At 55.8% G+C, this 18,653-nt stretch carries 17 protein-coding genes and 1 other RNA gene; 12 read left to right on the top strand and 6 right to left on the bottom strand.

The window, feature by feature from the left end; all coding sequences use genetic code 11:
• Positions 1 to 15: 15 nt before the first annotated feature.
• Positions 16 to 1,284, bottom strand: coding sequence for an OprD family outer membrane porin (locus IM314_RS06915; RefSeq protein WP_193358463.1), 1,269 nt, complete (start codon positions 1,282 to 1,284; stop codon positions 16 to 18).
• A 210-nt stretch (positions 1,285 to 1,494) separates the two neighbouring features.
• Positions 1,495 to 2,253: a M48 family metallopeptidase gene (locus tag IM314_RS06910; RefSeq protein ID WP_028014340.1), complete on the bottom strand. Its 759-nt coding sequence runs from the start codon at positions 2,251 to 2,253 to the stop codon at positions 1,495 to 1,497.
• Between the two features lie 271 nt (positions 2,254 to 2,524).
• Between IM314_RS06910 and tkt the strand changes: the two genes are divergently transcribed.
• The 7 genes from tkt (at position 2,525) to IM314_RS06875 (ending at position 10,892) form a co-directional block, all read left to right on the top strand.
• Positions 2,525 to 4,516 (top strand): transketolase, encoded by a 1,992-nt coding sequence (gene tkt / locus IM314_RS06905; RefSeq protein ID WP_193358462.1) that lies wholly within the window; start codon positions 2,525 to 2,527, stop codon positions 4,514 to 4,516.
• 325 nt (positions 4,517 to 4,841) lie between these two features.
• Positions 4,842 to 5,861 (top strand): erythrose-4-phosphate dehydrogenase, encoded by a 1,020-nt coding sequence (gene epd, locus IM314_RS06900; protein WP_041908345.1) that lies wholly within the window; start codon positions 4,842 to 4,844, stop codon positions 5,859 to 5,861.
• 49 nt (positions 5,862 to 5,910) lie between these two features.
• Positions 5,911 to 7,074 (top strand): phosphoglycerate kinase, encoded by a 1,164-nt coding sequence (gene pgk, locus IM314_RS06895; protein ID WP_028014337.1) that lies wholly within the window; start codon positions 5,911 to 5,913, stop codon positions 7,072 to 7,074.
• Between the two features lie 92 nt (positions 7,075 to 7,166).
• Entirely contained in the window at positions 7,167 to 8,246 is a 1,080-nt protein-coding gene (gene fbaA, locus IM314_RS06890; RefSeq protein ID WP_041908346.1) for a class II fructose-bisphosphate aldolase, read from the top strand.
• A 186-nt stretch (positions 8,247 to 8,432) separates the two neighbouring features.
• Entirely contained in the window at positions 8,433 to 9,287 is an 855-nt protein-coding gene (gene mscS / locus IM314_RS06885; RefSeq protein WP_003860082.1) for a small-conductance mechanosensitive channel MscS, read from the top strand.
• A 145-nt stretch (positions 9,288 to 9,432) separates the two neighbouring features.
• Positions 9,433 to 10,068 (top strand): arginine exporter ArgO, encoded by a 636-nt coding sequence (argO, locus tag IM314_RS06880; RefSeq protein ID WP_021242063.1) that lies wholly within the window; start codon positions 9,433 to 9,435, stop codon positions 10,066 to 10,068.
• Positions 10,069 to 10,160: 92 nt separating this feature from the next.
• Entirely contained in the window at positions 10,161 to 10,892 is a 732-nt protein-coding gene (locus IM314_RS06875; protein ID WP_028014336.1) for an oxidative stress defense protein, read from the top strand.
• 43 nt (positions 10,893 to 10,935) lie between these two features.
• Here the strand turns inward: IM314_RS06875 and argP are convergent, their stop codons facing one another.
• Positions 10,936 to 11,829, bottom strand: coding sequence for a DNA-binding transcriptional regulator ArgP (argP, locus tag IM314_RS06870; protein WP_003860089.1), 894 nt, complete (start codon positions 11,827 to 11,829; stop codon positions 10,936 to 10,938).
• A gap of 127 nt (positions 11,830 to 11,956) precedes the next feature.
• On the opposite strand from argP, the gene rpiA reads away from it, so the two are divergent.
• Together rpiA and serA are read left to right on the top strand one after the other, a co-directional pair.
• On the top strand, positions 11,957 to 12,616 hold the full coding sequence (gene rpiA / locus IM314_RS06865; RefSeq protein ID WP_003860091.1) for a ribose-5-phosphate isomerase RpiA: 660 nt from the start codon (positions 11,957 to 11,959) through the stop codon (positions 12,614 to 12,616).
• A gap of 265 nt (positions 12,617 to 12,881) precedes the next feature.
• Positions 12,882 to 14,114, top strand: coding sequence for a phosphoglycerate dehydrogenase (serA, locus tag IM314_RS06860; RefSeq protein ID WP_193358461.1), 1,233 nt, complete (start codon positions 12,882 to 12,884; stop codon positions 14,112 to 14,114).
• A 96-nt stretch (positions 14,115 to 14,210) separates the two neighbouring features.
• Here the strand turns inward: serA and IM314_RS06855 are convergent, their stop codons facing one another.
• From IM314_RS06855 to zapA, 3 genes are all read right to left on the bottom strand, one after another.
• Positions 14,211 to 14,807 (bottom strand): 5-formyltetrahydrofolate cyclo-ligase, encoded by a 597-nt coding sequence (locus tag IM314_RS06855; RefSeq protein ID WP_047364508.1) that lies wholly within the window; start codon positions 14,805 to 14,807, stop codon positions 14,211 to 14,213.
• Positions 14,808 to 14,831: 24 nt separating this feature from the next.
• Positions 14,832 to 15,015, bottom strand: a non-coding RNA gene (gene ssrS, locus IM314_RS06850) — 6S RNA.
• A 41-nt stretch (positions 15,016 to 15,056) separates the two neighbouring features.
• Positions 15,057 to 15,386 (bottom strand): cell division protein ZapA, encoded by a 330-nt coding sequence (gene zapA, locus IM314_RS06845; RefSeq protein ID WP_006811891.1) that lies wholly within the window; start codon positions 15,384 to 15,386, stop codon positions 15,057 to 15,059.
• Between the two features lie 167 nt (positions 15,387 to 15,553).
• On the opposite strand from zapA, the gene IM314_RS06840 reads away from it, so the two are divergent.
• From IM314_RS06840 to ubiH, 3 genes are read left to right on the top strand one after another with little or no spacing between them, the layout of a single operon-like run.
• Positions 15,554 to 16,132 carry a YecA family protein gene (locus tag IM314_RS06840; RefSeq protein ID WP_028014333.1) on the top strand — a complete coding sequence of 193 codons (579 nt, stop codon included), beginning with the start codon at positions 15,554 to 15,556 and terminating at the stop codon, positions 16,130 to 16,132.
• Positions 16,133 to 16,163: 31 nt separating this feature from the next.
• Positions 16,164 to 17,477: a Xaa-Pro aminopeptidase gene (pepP, locus tag IM314_RS06835; protein ID WP_193358503.1), complete on the top strand. Its 1,314-nt coding sequence runs from the start codon at positions 16,164 to 16,166 to the stop codon at positions 17,475 to 17,477.
• The gene (ubiH, locus tag IM314_RS06830) at positions 17,474 to 18,652 is read left to right on the top strand and encodes a 2-octaprenyl-6-methoxyphenyl hydroxylase (protein WP_045260937.1); all 1,179 of its coding nucleotides are present in this window, start codon (positions 17,474 to 17,476) and stop codon (positions 18,650 to 18,652) included. The genes pepP and ubiH overlap by 4 nt, the downstream gene beginning before the upstream one ends.
• Position 18,653 lies beyond the last annotated feature (1 nt).

Here is an 18,653-nt window from a genome sequence, read left to right as displayed (position 1 = left end):
ACCCGGCTTGTTTTATCAGAACACGTTAAACGGGTATTCCACGTAAGCGCGGATCTCGTCCCCGCCCACGTTATAGTCGCTGGCGTTGCTGGAGACGCGCAGCACGGAGTAGCGCAGTTTCAGCTTCAGATCTTTCGCCGGGCCGTCCTGCACCTGGTACTGGATCTGGTTAAACCACTCGTGCTCTTTGCCGTTGCTGGTTTCAGAGGTCTTGATATTGTCGCCGCGCACGTAGGCGGTGGTCCAGCTCAGGCCCGGCAGGCCGAGACCCGCGAAGTCCAGACCGTAGGATGCCTGCCATGAGCGCTCGTCTTCACCGTTAAAGTCAGACCAGTAGGAGTTCGCGAGCCAGATGGTGTTGCCGCCGTCGCCCACGCCGCCCTTGTCGCGATATCCGCCGTAGTTATAGCCTGTGCTGCCGCTGCTCTGCTGGTACGCCACTTTGAACGTGTGAATATCCCAGATGTAGCTCGCCGCCAGGCTCCAGATGGTGTTGCTGCGGCCCGTGTCGAGGCTGTCAGCGTAGCCCTGATCCAGACGCGAGTTATAGCCGTTAAAGTCGAGCATCAGCTGCTGCCCGGTGCTGAACGGTTGTTTGAAATTCAGCCCCAGGTACTGTTTGTTCATCACCTCTTCGTTATGAGAGGCGTATAGCGCGCCGCTGAACTGGTCGTTGAACTGGTAGCTTGCGCCACCGAAAGTCAGGCTTTTCAGGCCGCTGTCGTGGCGGTCGTCGCTTTTACGCTGCTCGTCGGTGAAATAACCGGCGTTCACTTCCAGCCCGTCGATCTCTTTCGAGGTCAGCATGGCACCGGTGTAGCTTTCAAACAGCAGGCGGGAGCTGTCGGCGTTAACGATAGGCAGTTCAGGACGCTGGTTACCGTAGCTCAGCACGGTATTCGAGATCCGCATTTTGGCGGTAGCGCCAAATTTCGCTAAATCGGATTTGGCCCGGCCATCGTCTTCCTGTTTAAAGAAGTCGATACCGCCCGCGCCGCTCTTGCCGCGACCGCCGTCCAGGCGCACGCCGTACTGCGCGATGCCGTCCACGCCAAAGCCCACCAGCCCTTCGGTATAGCCGGATTCAAAGGTGGCGATGATTCCCTGACCCCATTCGGCTTTATCCTGCTGGCCCTGATGGTAGTCACGGCTGATATACGCATTGCGTAAAAACAGGTCTAAATGGCTGTCGTCGATAAAACCCTTGCTGTCAGATTGCTGGCTTGCAGCGGCGGGTAATGCGGCGAATAAACTTAAAGCAATTAACGATAATTCTTTTTTCACGGAGGGAACGTCTCTGTCTTAATATATTAAATTGAATTACTGCGTGTTTGATAATTACCGGAAAGATTAACGATTGCAATAAATATGTGACCAGACGTTTCAGCCGGAAAGGGTAGATTTGACGGGGCTTTCAGAGGTGTTACCGATACGTGCGATTTAGTTAGCAATTCATGCGAAATAAAAAGGAGGCAAAATTGCCTCCTTCCAAAATTATTTAATTCCGTCAGCGGCCATTCGGTCGCGAATATGCTGTGCGCGCGCTTCTGAGGCCGGGTGATCATCAAACATGGAGCTCTGGCGACCCGCTTCCAGCTTGGCCAGTTTTTCGAAACTGGTGGCTAAACCGGATGGATTAATACCGCGTTTGCGCAACAGATCGTAGGAGTAGTCGTCCGCTTCGGACTCCTGACGCTGCGAGAACTGGGAGTTAACCAGTTTTTCACCTACGTCTCCAAGCTGCGACTGGGACAGGCTGCCAACGATGCCGCCCGCAGAGGCCGCCGCCGCGCGAATGGCGTTGGTGCCTAAGGCAACCTGCATCCCTTTCTTCACGTGGCCGAGCGCAACGTGACCCATTTCATGGCCGATAACCGCTTCCACTTCGTTGTCGGTCATCATATCCATCAGCCCGCTGTAGACGCGGATACAGCCGTTAGCCATCGCGAAGGCGTTGACGTCTTTCGCCATGTAAACCTTGTAGTTCACCGGTTGGCCGTTGATGTTATCGCCGAGCGCGGAAGCAATCTTATTCAGACGCTGTGTGTAGGTACTGTCAGCCGGCGCAAGCGTGGCTTTTCCGTCCATATCTTTACAGGCCTGATCGCTCAGCGCTTTAACCTGCGCGTCGCTCAGGGAGTAGGCCTGAAAGGCTTCTGCACCTGAGGTCATCAGACCGTTAGAGTCCATATTCTGACAGCCGCTCAGCACGAGCGTTGTACCCAGGGCCAGCACTATTGCACGCATTTTCATGAGGTTGCTTCCGTACTCGTTAAACTGAATAAAATCCGAAAAGTGCACCCGCAACGAAGCCGGGGCGGGATAAGTATAAGGAATATCTACAGGCGCGGGCGAGCAGATTGCGCAACATGCGAGCATGATCCAGAGATTTCTTAAGCTGCAAAAGAATGGTCCATGTACATGCCCTGCGGCTTGGGTTACATTGTTGGCACTTTTTTCCGGCGTAGCCCAAAACGCGCTGTCGTCAAGGGCATGGCCTTTAACAGTCCGATCTGGAGTTAAAATGTCCTCACGTAAAGAGCTTGCTAATGCTATTCGTGCGCTGAGCATGGACGCAGTACAGAAAGCCAAATCCGGCCACCCGGGTGCCCCTATGGGTATGGCTGATATCGCCGAAGTCCTGTGGCGTGATTTCCTTAACCACAACCCGCAGAACCCGGCATGGGCTGACCGCGACCGTTTCGTGCTGTCTAACGGCCACGGCTCTATGCTGATCTACAGCCTGCTGCACCTCACCGGCTACGATCTGCCAATCGAAGAGCTGAAAAACTTCCGTCAGCTGCACTCCAAAACTCCAGGTCACCCGGAAGTGGGCTACACCGCTGGCGTAGAAACCACCACCGGTCCGCTGGGGCAGGGTATTGCTAACGCTGTGGGTATGGCGATTGCCGAGAAGACCCTGGCGGCGCAGTTCAACCGTCCTGGCCATGATATCGTTGACCACTTCACCTACGCTTTCCTGGGCGACGGCTGCATGATGGAAGGCATTTCTCACGAAGTATGCTCCCTGGCAGGTACCCTGAAACTGGGTAAACTGGTGGCGTTCTACGACGACAACGGTATCTCCATCGACGGTCACGTTGAAGGCTGGTTCACCGACGACACCGCCGCACGTTTCGAAGCCTACGGCTGGCACGTTGTGCGTGGTGTTGATGGCCACGATGCTGGCTCGATTAAACGTGCAGTAGAAGAAGCTCGCGCAGTCACCGACAAACCGTCCCTGCTGATGTGCAAAACCATCATCGGCTTCGGTTCTCCGAACAAAGCGGGCACCCATGACTCCCACGGCGCACCGCTGGGCGACGCGGAAATCGCACTGACCCGTGAAGCACTGGGCTGGAAACACCCTGCCTTCGAAATCCCGTCTGAGATCTATGCTCAGTGGGATGCTAAAGAAGTGGGCCAGGCGAAAGAAGCGGCCTGGAACGAGAAATTCGCTGCCTATGCGAAGGCGTTCCCACAGGAAGCGGCTGAATTCACCCGTCGTATGAAAGGCGATATGCCGTCTGACTTCGACGCGAAAGCCAACGAATTCATCGCGAAGCTGCAGGCGAACCCGTCTAAAATCGCCAGCCGTAAAGCATCTCAGAATGCGATTGAAGCGTTCGGTCCGCTGCTTCCAGAATTCCTGGGCGGCTCCGCTGACCTGGCGCCTTCTAACCTGACCCTGTGGTCTGGTTCTAAGCCAATCAACGAAGACACTGCCGGTAACTACATCCATTACGGTGTACGTGAGTTCGGTATGACCGCTATCGCGAACGGTATCGCTCTGCACGGTGGTTTCCTGCCATACACCTCTACCTTCCTGATGTTCGTGGAATATGCACGTAACGCCGTGCGTATGGCTGCGCTGATGAAACAGCGTCAGGTGATGGTCTACACCCATGACTCCATCGGTCTGGGCGAAGATGGTCCAACTCACCAGCCGGTAGAGCAGGTAGCTTCCCTGCGTGTAACCCCGAACATGAGCACATGGCGTCCATGTGACCAGGTTGAATCTGCGGTAGCGTGGAAATACGGCGTTGAGCGTCAGGACGGCCCGACCGCTCTGATCCTCTCCCGTCAGAACCTGGCGCAGCAGGAGCGTACCCCTGAGCAACTGGCGAACATCGCCCGCGGTGGCTACGTGCTGAAAGATTGCGCGGGCCAGCCTGAGCTGATCTTCATCGCGACCGGTTCTGAAGTTGAACTGGCTGTAGCTGCATGGGAAAAACTGACTGCCGAAGGCGTGAAGGCGCGCGTGGTCTCCATGCCGTCTACCGATGCGTTCGACAAGCAGGATGCGGCTTACCGTGAATCCGTACTGCCTAAAGCGGTTTCCGCTCGCGTGGCGGTGGAAGCGGGTATTGCTGACTACTGGTTCAAATACGTGGGCCTGAACGGCGCTATCGTCGGTATGACCACCTTCGGTGAGTCTGCTCCGGCAGAACAGCTGTTCGAAGAGTTCGGCTTCACCGTTGAGAACGTGGTCGCTAAGGCGAAAGAATTGCTGTAATCGCCGTTTTGCCCGGTGGCGCTTACGCTGACCGGGCCTACAAATGGCTCAAAAGTAGGCCGGGTAAGCGCTAGCGCTTACCCGGCTTTTTTTGCGTCATTATTCCAACGAAAATGTGACGCAAGTCATATAGCTCGCTTATTCATCTGGACAGACATTCCTTTTATTCCCCGATTCGCTTATTCTTGCTGAAGCGTTTCAGTCGATTAAATGTTCGACAATTGACCAATCAATCGCAGTTTGTGATAGCAAAGATTCCCCTTCGGGCGTCGCTGGATTACTCTTTCAGCCACCTCAAACTCAGGGATTGCTTTGCAGGAGATCTATGACCGTACGCGTAGCGATTAATGGCTTCGGTCGCATCGGGCGTAATGTGGTTCGTGCTTTGTATGAATCCGGACGTCGGGCGGAAATCACCGTGGTGGCAATCAATGAACTGGCGGATGCTGCTGGCATGGCGCATTTATTGAAGTATGACACCAGCCACGGCCGCTTTGCCTGGGATGTGCGCCAGGAAAGAGATCAGCTTTTTGTGGGTGATGACGCTATTCGTGTGCTGCATGAGAACAGCATTTCCGGGCTACCCTGGCGTGAACTGGGTGTGGATGTGGTGCTTGACTGTACCGGTGTGTATGGCAACCGCGAACACGGCGAAGCGCATCTGACAGCAGGCGCGAAAAAAGTCCTGTTTTCTCATCCCGGCAGTCACGACCTCGACGCGACCGTCGTGTTTGGCGTCAACCAGCATGAGCTGCAAGCCGAACACCGCATTGTTTCCAACGCCTCCTGCACCACCAACTGCATTATTCCGGTCATCAAACTGTTAGACGATGCGTATGGCATTGAATCCGGCACCGTAACCACGATTCACTCCGCCATGCACGATCAGCAGGTTATCGACGCCTATCACCCGGATTTACGACGCACTCGCGCGGCGAGCCAGTCAATCATCCCGGTGGACACGAAACTGGCTGCAGGGATCACCCGAATTTTCCCGCAGTTTAATGACCGTTTCGAAGCGATTGCCGTGCGTGTTCCGACGATAAACGTCACCGCAATCGACCTCAGCGTGACGGTGAAAAAACCGGTAAAAGCCTGTGAAGTCAACCTGTTGCTGCAAAAAGCGGCACAGGGAGCATTTCATGGTATAGTTGACTATACGGAATTACCGTTGGTCTCAGTAGATTTTAACCACGACCCGCACAGCGCCATCGTGGATGGCACGCAGACGCGAGTCAGTGGTGCGCACCTTATCAAGACGCTGGTCTGGTGTGATAACGAATGGGGCTTTGCTAACCGAATGCTCGACACCACGTTAGCCATGGCCGCAAAAGGTTTCAGGTAGAGCGCACCTTGCGCTTGCAAAACTTTAAGAATCAACGAGAGGATTCACCATGTCTGTAATTAAGATGACCGATCTGGATCTGGCAGGTAAACGCGTTTTCATCCGTGCCGATCTGAACGTACCGGTTAAAGATGGCAAAGTGACCAGCGACGCGCGTATCCGTGCATCTCTGCCAACCATTGAACTGGCTCTGAAGCAGGGCGCTAAAGTGATGGTCACCTCCCACCTGGGCCGTCCAACTGAAGGCGAGTACAACGAAGAGTTCTCTCTGCTGCCGGTTGTTAATTACCTGAAAGACAAACTGTCCAACCCGGTTCGCCTGGTGAAAGATTACCTGGACGGCGTAGACGTTGCCGAAGGTGAGCTGGTTGTTCTGGAAAACGTTCGCTTCAACAAAGGCGAAAAGAAAGACGACGAAACCCTGTCCAAAAAATACGCTGCACTGTGCGACGTATTCGTGATGGATGCATTCGGTACTGCGCACCGTGCGCAGGCATCTACCCACGGTATCGGTAAATTCGCAGACGTCGCGTGTGCGGGTCCTCTGCTGGCTGACGAACTGGAAGCACTGGGTAAAGCACTGAAAGAACCTGCTCGCCCAATGGTCGCTATCGTTGGTGGTTCTAAAGTGTCTACCAAACTGACCGTTCTGGATTCCCTGTCTAAAATCGCTGACCAGCTGATCGTGGGCGGTGGTATCGCGAACACCTTCGTTGCCGCTCAGGGCCACAACGTGGGTAAATCCCTGTACGAAGCAGACCTGGTTGACGAAGCCAAACGCCTGCTGGGTACCTGTGATATCCCGGTTCCAACTGACGTTCGCGTGGCGACTGAGTTCTCCGAAACCGCAACCGCGACCCTGAAATCAGTAAACGACATCAAAGACGAAGAGCAGATTCTGGACCTGGGCGACGTTTCTGCACAGAAACTGGCTGAAATCCTCAAAAACGCAAAAACTATCCTGTGGAACGGTCCTGTTGGCGTGTTCGAATTCCCGAACTTCCGCAAAGGGACTGAAATCGTGGCTAACGCAATCGCAGACAGCGAAGCGTTCTCTATCGCAGGCGGTGGTGACACCCTGGCAGCAATCGACCTGTTCGGTATCGCTGACAAGATCTCCTACATCTCCACTGGTGGCGGCGCATTCCTCGAATTCGTGGAAGGCAAAGTACTGCCAGCAGTAGCAATGCTCGAAGAGCGCGCTAAGAAGTAAGCCATTCAAGGGCAGGGAAACCTGCCCAATTTTCAGCGCGCTTTTAAGAGCTCGCACCTTTTCTAACGGCCGAAGATACAGGACTAAGCAACATGTCTAAAATTTTTGATTTCGTAAAACCTGGCGTTATCACTGGTGATGACGTACAGAAAGTGTTCCAGGTAGCTAAAGAAAACAACTTCGCTCTGCCAGCAGTTAACTGCGTAGGTACCGACTCCATCAACGCCGTACTGGAAACCGCTGCAAAAGTTAAAGCACCGGTTATCGTTCAGTTCTCTAACGGCGGCGCTGCGTTCATCGCAGGTAAAGGCGTGAAAACTGACATTCCTCAGGGTGCTGCTATCCTGGGTGCTATCTCTGGTGCGCACCACGTTCACCAGATGGCTGAACACTACGGTGTTCCAGTTATCCTGCACACTGACCACTGCGCGAAGAAACTGCTGCCGTGGATCGACGGTCTGCTGGACGCGGGTGAAAAACACTTCGCGGCAACCGGTAAGCCACTGTTCTCTTCTCACATGATTGACCTGTCCGAAGAGTCTCTGGAAGAAAACATCGAGATCTGCTCTAAGTACCTGGCACGCATGGCCAAAATGGGCATGACCCTGGAAATCGAACTGGGCTGCACCGGTGGTGAAGAAGACGGCGTGGACAACAGCCACATGGACGCTTCTGCCCTGTACACCCAGCCAGAAGACGTTGATTACGCTTACACCGAGCTGAGCAAAATCAGCCCGCGCTTCACCATTGCAGCGTCCTTCGGTAACGTGCACGGCGTTTATAAGCCAGGTAACGTGGTTCTGACCCCGACCATCCTGCGTGATTCTCAGGAATACGTGTCTAAGAAACACAACCTGCCGCACAACAGCCTGAACTTCGTCTTCCACGGCGGTTCCGGTTCTTCTGCTCAGGAAATCAAAGACTCCGTAAGCTACGGCGTAGTGAAAATGAACATCGATACCGACACCCAGTGGGCAACCTGGGACGGTATCCTGCAGTACTACAAAGCGAACGAAGCTTACCTGCAGGGCCAGCTGGGCAACCCGAAAGGCGAAGACCAGCCGAACAAGAAATACTACGATCCACGCGTATGGCTGCGCGCTGCTCAGACGTCCATGGTGACCCGTCTGGAGCAGGCTTTCAAAGAACTGAACGCAATCGACGTTCTGTAATTTGAGCTGCTGACAGCATCAGAAGGCCCGCAAATGCGGGCCTTTTTTTATGCTTTTTCAATACCCTGTCAGACCTGTTTTTGTGATCTGTTTGGCAAAGCCGGTGCTTTTTGTTTACCCTTTACTGACCTGCCTGTCTCCATGGGGGATGGATTTTGTGTTTTGGTTTAACAAAAGGAAGAATAAATGGAACAACTCGATGTTGTAGACAGCATCAATAACGCCGGTAACTGGCTGGTGCGCAACCAGGCCCTGCTGCTGAGCTATGCCGTGAACATTGTCGCGGCGATTGCCATCATCATCGTCGGGATGATCGTGGCGCGTATCGTGTCGAACGCCGTCAACCGTGTGATGGTCGCACGACACATTGACGCCACGGTGGCTGACTTCCTCTCCGCACTGGTGCGCTACGGCATTATCGCCTTCACGCTGATTGCCGCGCTGGGCCGTGTTGGGGTGCAAACCGCCTCCGTGATTGCCGTTCTCGGTGCCGCCGGTCTGGCCATTGGTCTGGCACTGCAGGGCTCGCTTTCAAACCTGGCGGCGGGCGTACTGCTGGTGACTTTCCGTCCGTTCCGTTCCGGTGAATATGTTGACCTTGGCGGCATCGCCGGTACCGTGTTGCAGGTACAGATTTTCTCTACCACCCTGCGTACCGTTGATGGTCGCATTGTGGTAGTCCCGAACGGGAAAATCATTGCGGGCAATATCATTAACTTCTCCCGCGAGCCGGTGCGTCGTAACGAGCTCATCATCAGCGTGGCGTATGATTCCGATATCGATCAGGTGAAGTCGCTGATCGCAAATATCATCGCCTCTGACGACCGCATTCTGAAGGACCGCGAGCAGACGGTTCGCCTGAACGAACTGGGTGCTTCCTCTATTAACTTCGTGGTGCGTATCTGGAGCAAAAGCAGCGATCTGCAAAACGTTTACTGGGATGTGCTGGAGCGAATCAAGCGCGATTTCGACGCCAACGGCATCAGCTTCCCTTACCCGCAGATGGACGTAAACGTCAAAAAAGTCAAAGAAGCAGAATAACGTCACCCGTAGGCCCGGTAAGCGCTCGCGCCACCGGGCTTTACTTTCATAAGCTCCGCTAATACCCAATTAATATTATCCATTTCCTCTAATGTCGTTCCCGCAGTATAGTCTGCCTCCAGGACAACTCTGCGAGAATTACGTCATGTTATCTTATTATTTTCAGGGGCTTGCATTAGGCGCGGCCATGATCCTTCCCCTTGGCCCACAAAATGCGTTCGTGATGAACCAGGGCATTCGCCGCCAGTACCATCTGATGATTGCTCTGCTGTGCGCGGTGAGCGATCTGCTGCTGATTTGTGCCGGGATTTTTGGCGGCAGCGCCCTGTTGATGCAGTCGCCGTGGCTGCTGGCGCTGGTTACCTGGGGCGGCGTAGCATTTCTGCTGTGGTACGGATTTGGTGCCCTGAAAACGGCCATGAGCAGCAATCTTGAGCTGGCTAGCGCCGAAGTGATGAAGCAGGGGCGCTGGAAGATTATCGTTACCATGCTCGCCGTGACGTGGCTAAACCCGCACGTCTACCTTGATACCTTTGTGGTGCTGGGCAGCCTGGGCGGACAGCTGGACGTTGAGCCGAAACGCTGGTTTGCCCTCGGCACGGTCAGCGCCTCTTTCCTCTGGTTCTTCGGTCTCGCCATTCTGGCGGCATGGCTGGCTCCTCGTCTGCGTACGGCCAAAGCCCAGCGCATCATTAATACCCTGGTCGGCCTGGTGATGTGGTTTATTGCCTTTCAGCTGGCAAAAGAGGGGATTCATCATGTCCAGGAATTGTTCAACTAATCCTTGTCTTATGGACAACTGAACAAGACCCGCTAAGCTTGCTGGCATGAGCCCTGTTGTTAGGGCACTCTTCGCAACATGGAGGAATGACAGTGAAGTTTAAAGTGATGGCCCTCGCGGCATTAGTAAGTTTCGGTGCGGTGTCGGCGCAGGCAAGTGAACTGCCGGATGGCCCGCACATCGTCACGTCAGGCACCGCAAGCGTGGACGCGGTACCGGATGTTGCAACCCTGGCAATTGAAGTGAATGTGGCGGCGAAAGATGCCGCTTCCGCCAAAAAACAGGCAGACGATCGTGTTGCGCAATATCTCTCTTTCCTGGAACAGAACGGTGTTGCTAAAAAAGACATCAGCTCTGCGAACCTGCGTACCCAGCCCGATTACGACTACCAGAACGGCAAAAGTATCCTGAAAGGCTATCGCGCCGTGCGCACTGTGGAAGTGACCGTGCGTCAGCTGGACAAGCTGAACTCTCTGCTGGACGGCGCGTTGAAGGCCGGACTGAACGAAATCCGTTCCGTCTCACTGGGCGTTGCGCAACCGGAGAAATACAAAGACGAAGCGCGTAAAGCGGCGATTGATGATGCCATTCATCAGGCGGAACAGCTGGCGTCTGGCTTCAAGAGCAAGCTTGGCCCGGTATACAGCGTGCGTTACCACGTCTCTAACTACCAGCCAAGCCCGATGGTTCGGATGATGAAGGCGGACGCCGCGCCGGTTTCTGCTCAGGAAACCTACGAGCAGCCAACGATTCAGTTCGACGATCAGGTTGATGTGGTGTTCCAGCTGGAACCCGTTGCAGCACAGCCGAAACCTGCACAATAATCAATAGGCCGGGTAAGGCGTAGCAACCACCCGGCTTTTCATTTTAATCCTGTCTCAACACCTTATGTCCAAACGCCAGCAGCGCATCAGTCACGTTGCGCATCATGCGGCTTTCTGGCGCAAAACGGTGCCAGTACAGCATCCGGCGCTGATACAGGCCCGGCGTCAGGTCAATCAGCTCACCGCTTTTCAACTCTTTCTCAATCTGTAAATGCGGGATCATGCAGCAGGTGGTGCCCTGACGCGCCAGCTGCACAAAGGCTTCGGACGAGTTAACGATATGACACGGCACGCTGCCCGGCGGCAGGTCGAAGTTTTGCTGCAAAAACGCCTGGTGCATATCGTCCAGATGGTCGAACGCCACGGCAGGCGCCTTCAGCAGCGCGGCGCGGGTGACGCCATTCGGGAAGTAGCGCTCCGCAAAGGCTTTTGAACCGACAAACAGGTAGTCGAGCGCGCCTAGCTGATCGACAAGACAGCTTGGCAGGGCCTGAGGCTGGATACTGACCGCCCCAACCACTTCGCCGCGACGCAGGCGTTCCTGGGTGCGGGTTTCATCTTCGACCTGAAGATTCAGGCGGATAGGGGAGTCGGCCAGCACCGGCGCAAGGGCCGGCAGCAGCCAGGTCGCCAGACTATCGGCGTTCACCGCCAGCGAGAGCAGCAGCGGCGTGGAACCCGTTTGTTCGTCACCCAGCCACTCGTCTTCCAGCAGTTCAACCTGACGCAGCAGGGCGAGAAGCTTTTGCCCTTGCTCCGTTGGGCGCGGCGGTACGGTACGCACCAGCAGCGGCTGCCCGAACATGTTTTCAAGCTGTTTGATACGCTGTGATACGGCGGACTGGGTGATGCACAGCTTTTGCGCTGCGCGCTCAAAGCCGCGTTCACGAATAACTGCATCAAGTGCCTGTAGTGTTCTGTAGTCCGGACGTTTCATTGCTCTGGCTGGCTCCTAAATTTTGCTTAATCTGCACTATGACACAATTTTCCCTTCCTGGCAGACGAAATCCATTCGACGTGTTCTATAATGCGCCCTGAGTTTTCACACCACAGGCAAAACGATCATGACGCAGGATGAACTGAAAAAAGCAGTAGGATGGGCCGCTCTCCAGTACGTACAGCCAGGGACCATTGTCGGTGTTGGTACGGGGTCAACGGCGGCGCACTTTATCGATGCACTGGGCACGATGAAGGGGCAGATCGAGGGCGCGGTTTCCAGCTCCGATGCGTCCACGGAAAAGCTGAAAAGCCTCGGCATTACCGTTTTCGATCTCAACGAAGTGGATCGTCTGGGCATTTACGTTGATGGCGCGGATGAAATCAACGGCCATATGCAGATGATCAAAGGCGGCGGCGCGGCGCTGACCCGTGAAAAGATCATCGCCTCCGTGGCGGACAAGTTCATCTGCATCGCGGATGCCTCCAAGCAGGTCGACATTCTGGGTAATTTCCCGCTGCCGGTTGAAGTGATCCCGATGGCGCGCAGTGCGGTTGCCCGTCAGCTGGTGAAGCTGGGCGGCCGTCCGGAATACCGTCAGGGCGTGGTCACCGACAACGGTAACGTCATCCTCGATGTTCACGGTCTGGAGATTCTCGACGCGATTGCGCTGGAAAACGCCATCAACGGCATTCCAGGCGTCGTCACCGTAGGGTTGTTTGCCAACCGCGGCGCGGATGTAGCGCTGATCGGTACGGCTGACGGTGTGAAAACCATCGTAAAATGATCTGACGGGGGGAGTGCTCCCCCCGCTAAAAAATTTTTGAAAAGCTAAATTTGGTGACTTGTGTCACGCTTTTCCGCCTCTTTTGCCGATCCTGCCACGTTTGTAAATTTCCTCAGCATTTTACTCTGTCATTTTGCCCTGTATGACTTTTCTTCAGAGTGCCGACGCAAACGTTCATATTGCTGCAATAGTTTTTTTTGATATGTTGGCTACAGCGGATTTCAATCCAGCACAACATCAGTTCAGATAAAAACAGGGTCGGGAAATGGCAAAGGTATCACTGGAGAAAGACAAGATTAAATTCCTGCTGGTCGAGGGCGTGCATCAGAAAGCGCTTGATAGCCTTCGTGCGGCGGGTTACACCAACATCGATTTTCATAAAGGCGCGCTGGACACGGAAGAGCTGAAAGCCGCCATCCGTGATGCCCACTTCATTGGCCTGCGATCCCGTACCCATCTGACTGAAGACGTGATTGCCGCGGCAGAAAAGCTGGTTGCTATTGGCTGTTTCTGCATCGGCACCAACCAGGTCGACCTGAACGCTGCCGCAAAACGCGGTATCCCGGTCTTTAACGCCCCGTTCTCTAACACCCGTTCCGTGGCGGAGCTGGTGATTGGCGAGCTGCTGCTGCTGCTGCGCGGTATCCCGGAAGCTAACGCCAAAGCGCACCGTGGCGTGTGGAACAAACTGGCCGCGGGCTCATACGAAGCCCGTGGTAAAAAGCTGGGTATCATCGGCTACGGCCACATCGGTACCCAACTGGGGATTCTGGCGGAATCGCTGGGGATGCACGTCTACTTCTACGATATCGAAAGCAAGCTGCCGCTGGGTAACGCGACGCAGGTACAGCATCTTTCTGACCTGCTGAACATGAGCGACGTGGTCAGTCTGCACGTGCCGGAAAACGCCTCCACCAAAAACATGATGGGCGCGGAAGAGCTGGCGCTGATGAAGCCGGGATCTCTGCTGATCAACGCCGCGCGTGGTACGGTGGTCGATATCCCTGCGCTGTGCGATGCGTTGAAGCGTAAGCATCTGGCGGGGGCGGCCATCGACGTGTTCCCGACGGAACCGGCCACCAACAGCGATCCGTTTAACTCTCCGCTGTGCGAATTCGACAACGTGATCCTGACGCCGCACATCGGCGGTTCTACTCAGGAAGCGCAGGAGAATATCGGTCTGGAAGTGGCGGGTAAGCTGAGCAAATATTCCGACAACGGTTCAACGCTTTCTGCGGTGAACTTCCCGGAAGTGTCTCTGCCGCTGCACGGCGGTCGTCGTCTGCTGCACATCCACGAAAATCGTCCTGGCGTGCTGACCGCCATCAACCAGATTTTTGCCGAGCAGAGCGTTAACATTGCCGCCCAGTATCTGCAAACCAACTCGCAGATGGGTTATGTGGTTATCGATATTGAAGCCGATGAAGATGTTGCTGAGAAAGCGCTGCAGAGCATGAAGGCCATTCCGGGGACGATTCGCGCGCGCCTGCTGTACTGATGGTGCGGTCTGTGGTGTCGGGTGGCGGCTACGCCTTACCCGACCTACGTTGAGCTTTTGTAGGCCGGGTAAGCGTAAGCGCCACCCGGCTTTATGCTACCAAAGCCACGTTTTACCTGGCGTTACCACCGCCGGCAGCGGCACATCCCATTTCTCCACCGGCAACGCCTCCACGCACTGACAATCATGCGCGTAGCCTACCGGCTGCAGCCTGTACTGCTGCCAGTTTTGCAGCGTTCGGTCATAGAACCCCCCGCCCATGCCTAATCGCTGGCCCTGCTCATCAAACGCCACCAGCGGCGTAATCAGCACGTCCAGCTCGGACAGCGGGAGTACGTCGCGAACGTCAAGTTTGGGTTCGGTAATTTTCAGACGATTCACCACCAGCTCGCTGTGCGGATGGTAGTGCAGAAACAGCAGATTGCCCCGGCTGAACGGATGCAGTACCGGCAGGTAAACTTTTTTCCCGGCGCGCCAGAGCTGGTCGATAAGCGGCTGGGTGTCCAGCTCGCCGTCAAACGAGAGAAACAGCGCGACGGTGTTTGCCATCACCACGGGCGGATAGGCCATCATGCGGGCAGCGGCCTGCTGCGCAAAGTGTGCTTGTTGTTCGGACGTCAGGGCGCGACGACGCTGGCGAATGAGCTGACGGATGTCCTGGCGTGAAGCAGAAACTTCAGGGAATTGAGTCATGGTAGTCGGTAGAAGAAGAGAGAGGGAATCTCCGAGATGCCGCCGCAGGCTGTAACCCTTGAACCCTTGGTTCAAGGTGAATGTGTCGTCATAGTTTTAAGGCTTCTCGGACGAACCGAGCATGCTCACCAACCATGGAGCGCCACATTCTTGTGGTATGAAATATCGGCTCAGGGGACTGGCCCGCTTGCAAACATCTCAGAGAAATTTTGTCTTCACAGTTACTCTACCATAGTCAACTGCGAAGTGTTATTCAAACTTTGGTCCCGGTCTTTCGGGATTGCGACCTTGATCAAGCAACGCCTGTTCAATGGTCTGCTGGAGCATTTTAATGCGCTGCTCCATGCTAGCCGCGTAATCGCGGGTCTTCGCTTTTTCCTGAGTCAGTTCATAGCTGATGTTCAACGCGGCGATGAAAACCAGCTGCTCAGTATTTGTGACTCTAGTGCGTTCTTTTAGATCTTGCAACCGCTGATTCAAATCGTCCGCAGCCTGATTCAAAGCATCCCTTTGTTCAGGTGGACAATTCACTCGCAGTGAACGGCCAAAAATCTGGAGATCGACGGGTTGTGCAGACATGCCACCTTCCTGCTGATTGACTGCGCTGCCTTCGCTTACTGCCCCGGGGGCTGCGAAGGGGCGACACTATAGCTACCCTGATGTGAAGATACAAGCCCTTTTCTGGTATCACCAGGGTCCAAAGTGGTAGCATATCATGAATATCCTCCCTTTGATGACGAATGCGTATGTCTATACAGAACGAAATGCCTGGTTACAAGGATTTAAACCAGTTACTGAACCAGCAGGGCGTCGGTCTTACCCCTGCCGAAATGCACGGTCTGATCAGCGGCATACTGTGCGGCGGAAACAGCGACAGCTCATGGCAGCCGCTGATCCACGACCTCACCAACGAAGGGCTGGCGTTTGGCCACGAACTGGCGGAAGCGCTGCGAAAAATGCACGCGGCAACCAGCGATTCGCTGGAAGACGATGGCTTCCTTTTTCAGCTTTATCTGCCTGAAGGCGACGATGTCAGCGTCTTCGATCGCGCCGATGCGCTCGCGGGGTGGGTAAACCACTATCTGCTTGGCCTGGGCGTCACCCAGCCTAAGCTTGATAAAGTCACCGGCGAAGCGGGTGAAGCGATTGACGATCTGCGCAACATCGCCCAGCTTGGCTACGATGAAGAGGAAGATCAGGAAGAGCTGGAAATGTCTCTCGAAGAGATCATCGAGTACGTGCGCGTGGCGGCGCTGCTGTGCCACGACAACTTTACGCGCTCGCAGCCGACCGCGCCGGAAGTTCGCAAGCCAACCTTACATTAAGAAAAATAACGCACAGGAGGGTGTCATGGTTATCTCGCAACAAGAGTATTTGCGCCGTCGTCAGGCGCTGCTGGCAAACATGCAGCCGGGAAGCGCGGCGCTGATTTTTGCCGCGCCGGAAGTGACGCGCAGCGCCGACAGCGAATACCCCTATCGCCAGAGCAGCGATTTCTGGTACTTCACCGGCTTCAACGAGCCGGAAGCGGTGCTGGTGCTGATTAAGAGCAATGACACCCACAACCACAGCGTGATTTTCAACCGCGTACGAGACTTAACCGCTGAGATCTGGTTTGGCCGCCGCTTAGGGCAAGAGGCCGCCCCGGAAAAGCTGGGCGTTGACCGCGCGCTGGCGTTTAGCGAAATCAACCAGCAGCTCTATCAGTTGCTTAATGGCCTCGACGTGCTCTACCACGCGCAGGGCGAATACGCCTACGCCGATGAGATTGTTTTCAACGCGCTGGAAAAACTGCGTAAAGGCTCGCGGCAGAACCTGTCCGCGCCCGCCACCCTCACGGACTGGCGTCCGGTGGTGCACGAGATGCGTCTGTTCAAATCTGAAGAAGAGCTGAACGTGCTGCGCCGTGCGGGCGAAATCAGCGCCCTGGCGCACACCCGCGCGATGGAAAAATGTCGTCCCGGAATGTTTGAATACCAGCTGGAAGGCGAAATTCACCACGAATTTAACCGCCACGGCGCGCGTTATCCCTCCTACAACACCATCGTTGGCGGCGGGGAAAACGGCTGCATTCTGCACTACACCGAAAACGAAAGCGCGCTGCGCGACGGCGATCTGGTGCTGATTGACGCCGGTTGCGAATATCAGGGCTACGCGGGCGACATCACGCGTACCTTCCCGGTGAACGGCAAGTTTTCGCCAGCGCAGCGGGCGATTTATGACATCGTTCTCGAATCACTCGAGACGGCGCTGACGCTGTATCGCCCGGGCACCTCCATTCAGGAGGTGACCGGTGAGGTGGTGCGCATCATGATTACCGGGCTGGTTAAGCTTGGGATCCTCAAAGGGGATGTCGACAACCTGATTACCGAGAATGCTCACCGCCCGTACTTTATGCACGGCCTGAGCCACTGGCTGGGGCTGGACGTGCACGACGTGGGCGCGTACGGCCCTGAACGTTCGCGCGTGCTTGAACCGGGCATGGTGCTGACCGTCGAGCCGGGCCTGTACATCGCGCCGGATGCCGACGTGCCAGAGGAATACCGCGGAATTGGCATTCGTATTGAAGACGATATCGTCATCACCGAAAACGGCAACGAAAACCTGACCGCGAGCGTGGTGAAAAAAGCGGACGATATCGAGGCGCTGATGGCAGCGGCGCGCGTATGAGCGTGATTATCGTTGGCGGCGGCATGACCGGCGCCACGCTGGCGTTAGCCATCTCGCATTTGACGAAGGGGCAGCTTCCGGTGCATCTGGTTGAAGCCGTCGCGCCGCAGGCGAAGAATCACCCTGGGTTTGATTCCCGCGCCATTGCTCTGGCGCAGGGCACCTGCCAGCAGCTATCCCGCATTGGCATCTGGCAGGCCATCGCCGACTGCGCTACCGCCATTAATACCGTGCACGTGAGCGATCGCGGTCATGCCGGGTTTGTGACGCTGGATGCCCATGATTACCGTATTGACGCGCTGGGTCAGGTCGTTGAACTGCACGATATTGGCCTGCGCCTGTTCCGCCTGTTGCAGGACGCGCCGGGCGTCACGCTGCACTGCCCGGCACGCGTTGCCAGCTTCACCCGCAGTGAAGACGCGGTCAGCGTAACGCTGGACAATGGCACCGTGCTTGACGGACAGCTTCTGGTGGCGGCTGACGGGTCGCGCTCGGCGCTCGGCACCCAGTGCGGCGTAGCGTGGCGGCAGCAGCCTTACGGGCAGGTCGCGGTCATCGCGAACGTCTCGACCGCAGCAGAACACAACGGCCGGGCGTTTGAGCGCTTCACCCAGCACGGCCCGCTGGCGATGCTGCCGATGACGGGCGGGCGCTGCTCGCTGGTCTGGTGCCACCCTCAGGAAAAGGCCGAAGAGGTTAAATCCTGGTCCGACGAACGTTTTTGTACCGAGCTGCAGAAAGCCTTTGGCTGGCGGCTGGGGCGTATTACCCATGCCGGGAAACGTGCGGTCTATCCACTGTCGTTAACCACGGCATCACAGTCTGTTTCTCACCGCGTGGCGCTGGTCGGCAACGCGGCGCAAACCCTCCACCCCATCGCCGGTCAGGGCTTTAACCTTGGCCTGCGGGATGTGATGAGCCTGGCCGAAACGCTTTCGCAGGCGTGGAGCGAACAAAAAGACTGTGGCGCTTACCCGGTGCTAAGCCATTACCAGACGCGACGTCAGGCCGATAAAGAGGCGACAATTGGCGTCACCGACGGCTTAGTCCATCTCTTTGCCAATCGCTGGGCGCCGCTGGTTGTTGGTCGCAACCTCGGGCTGATGGCGATGGAACTGTTCATTCCGGCACGTGACGTGCTGGCGCAGCGGACCCTGGGTTGGGTCGCGCGTTAAG

The sequence above is a fragment of the Enterobacter cloacae complex sp. P42RS genome (assembly GCF_014930595.1).
Taxonomy (GTDB): domain Bacteria; phylum Pseudomonadota; class Gammaproteobacteria; order Enterobacterales; family Enterobacteriaceae; genus Enterobacter; species Enterobacter bugandensis.
Note: the sequence above shows the minus strand (reverse complement) of the source record. Positions and strands in the feature narration are given on the sequence as shown.

Excerpts from the sequence above, each read along its gene's own strand:
- tkt (WP_193358462.1), top strand. The coding sequence starts at position 2,525 with ATGTCCTCACGTAAAGAGCTTGCTAATGCTATTCGTGCGCTGAGCATG.
- IM314_RS06840 (WP_028014333.1), top strand. The coding sequence starts at position 15,554 with ATGTCTATACAGAACGAAATGCCTGGTTACAAGGATTTAAACCAGTTA.
- zapA (WP_006811891.1), bottom strand. The coding sequence starts at position 15,386 with ATGTCTGCACAACCCGTCGATCTCCAGATTTTTGGCCGTTCACTGCGA.
- IM314_RS06910 (WP_028014340.1), bottom strand. The coding sequence starts at position 2,253 with ATGAAAATGCGTGCAATAGTGCTGGCCCTGGGTACAACGCTCGTGCTG.
- mscS (WP_003860082.1), top strand. The coding sequence starts at position 8,433 with ATGGAACAACTCGATGTTGTAGACAGCATCAATAACGCCGGTAACTGG.
- ubiH (WP_045260937.1), top strand. The coding sequence starts at position 17,474 with ATGAGCGTGATTATCGTTGGCGGCGGCATGACCGGCGCCACGCTGGCG.
- rpiA (WP_003860091.1), top strand. The coding sequence starts at position 11,957 with ATGACGCAGGATGAACTGAAAAAAGCAGTAGGATGGGCCGCTCTCCAG.
- epd (WP_041908345.1), top strand. The coding sequence starts at position 4,842 with ATGACCGTACGCGTAGCGATTAATGGCTTCGGTCGCATCGGGCGTAAT.
- argO (WP_021242063.1), top strand. The coding sequence starts at position 9,433 with ATGTTATCTTATTATTTTCAGGGGCTTGCATTAGGCGCGGCCATGATC.
- serA (WP_193358461.1), top strand. The coding sequence starts at position 12,882 with ATGGCAAAGGTATCACTGGAGAAAGACAAGATTAAATTCCTGCTGGTC.
- fbaA (WP_041908346.1), top strand. The coding sequence starts at position 7,167 with ATGTCTAAAATTTTTGATTTCGTAAAACCTGGCGTTATCACTGGTGAT.
- argP (WP_003860089.1), bottom strand. The coding sequence starts at position 11,829 with ATGAAACGTCCGGACTACAGAACACTACAGGCACTTGATGCAGTTATT.
- IM314_RS06855 (WP_047364508.1), bottom strand. The coding sequence starts at position 14,807 with ATGACTCAATTCCCTGAAGTTTCTGCTTCACGCCAGGACATCCGTCAG.
- pgk (WP_028014337.1), top strand. The coding sequence starts at position 5,911 with ATGTCTGTAATTAAGATGACCGATCTGGATCTGGCAGGTAAACGCGTT.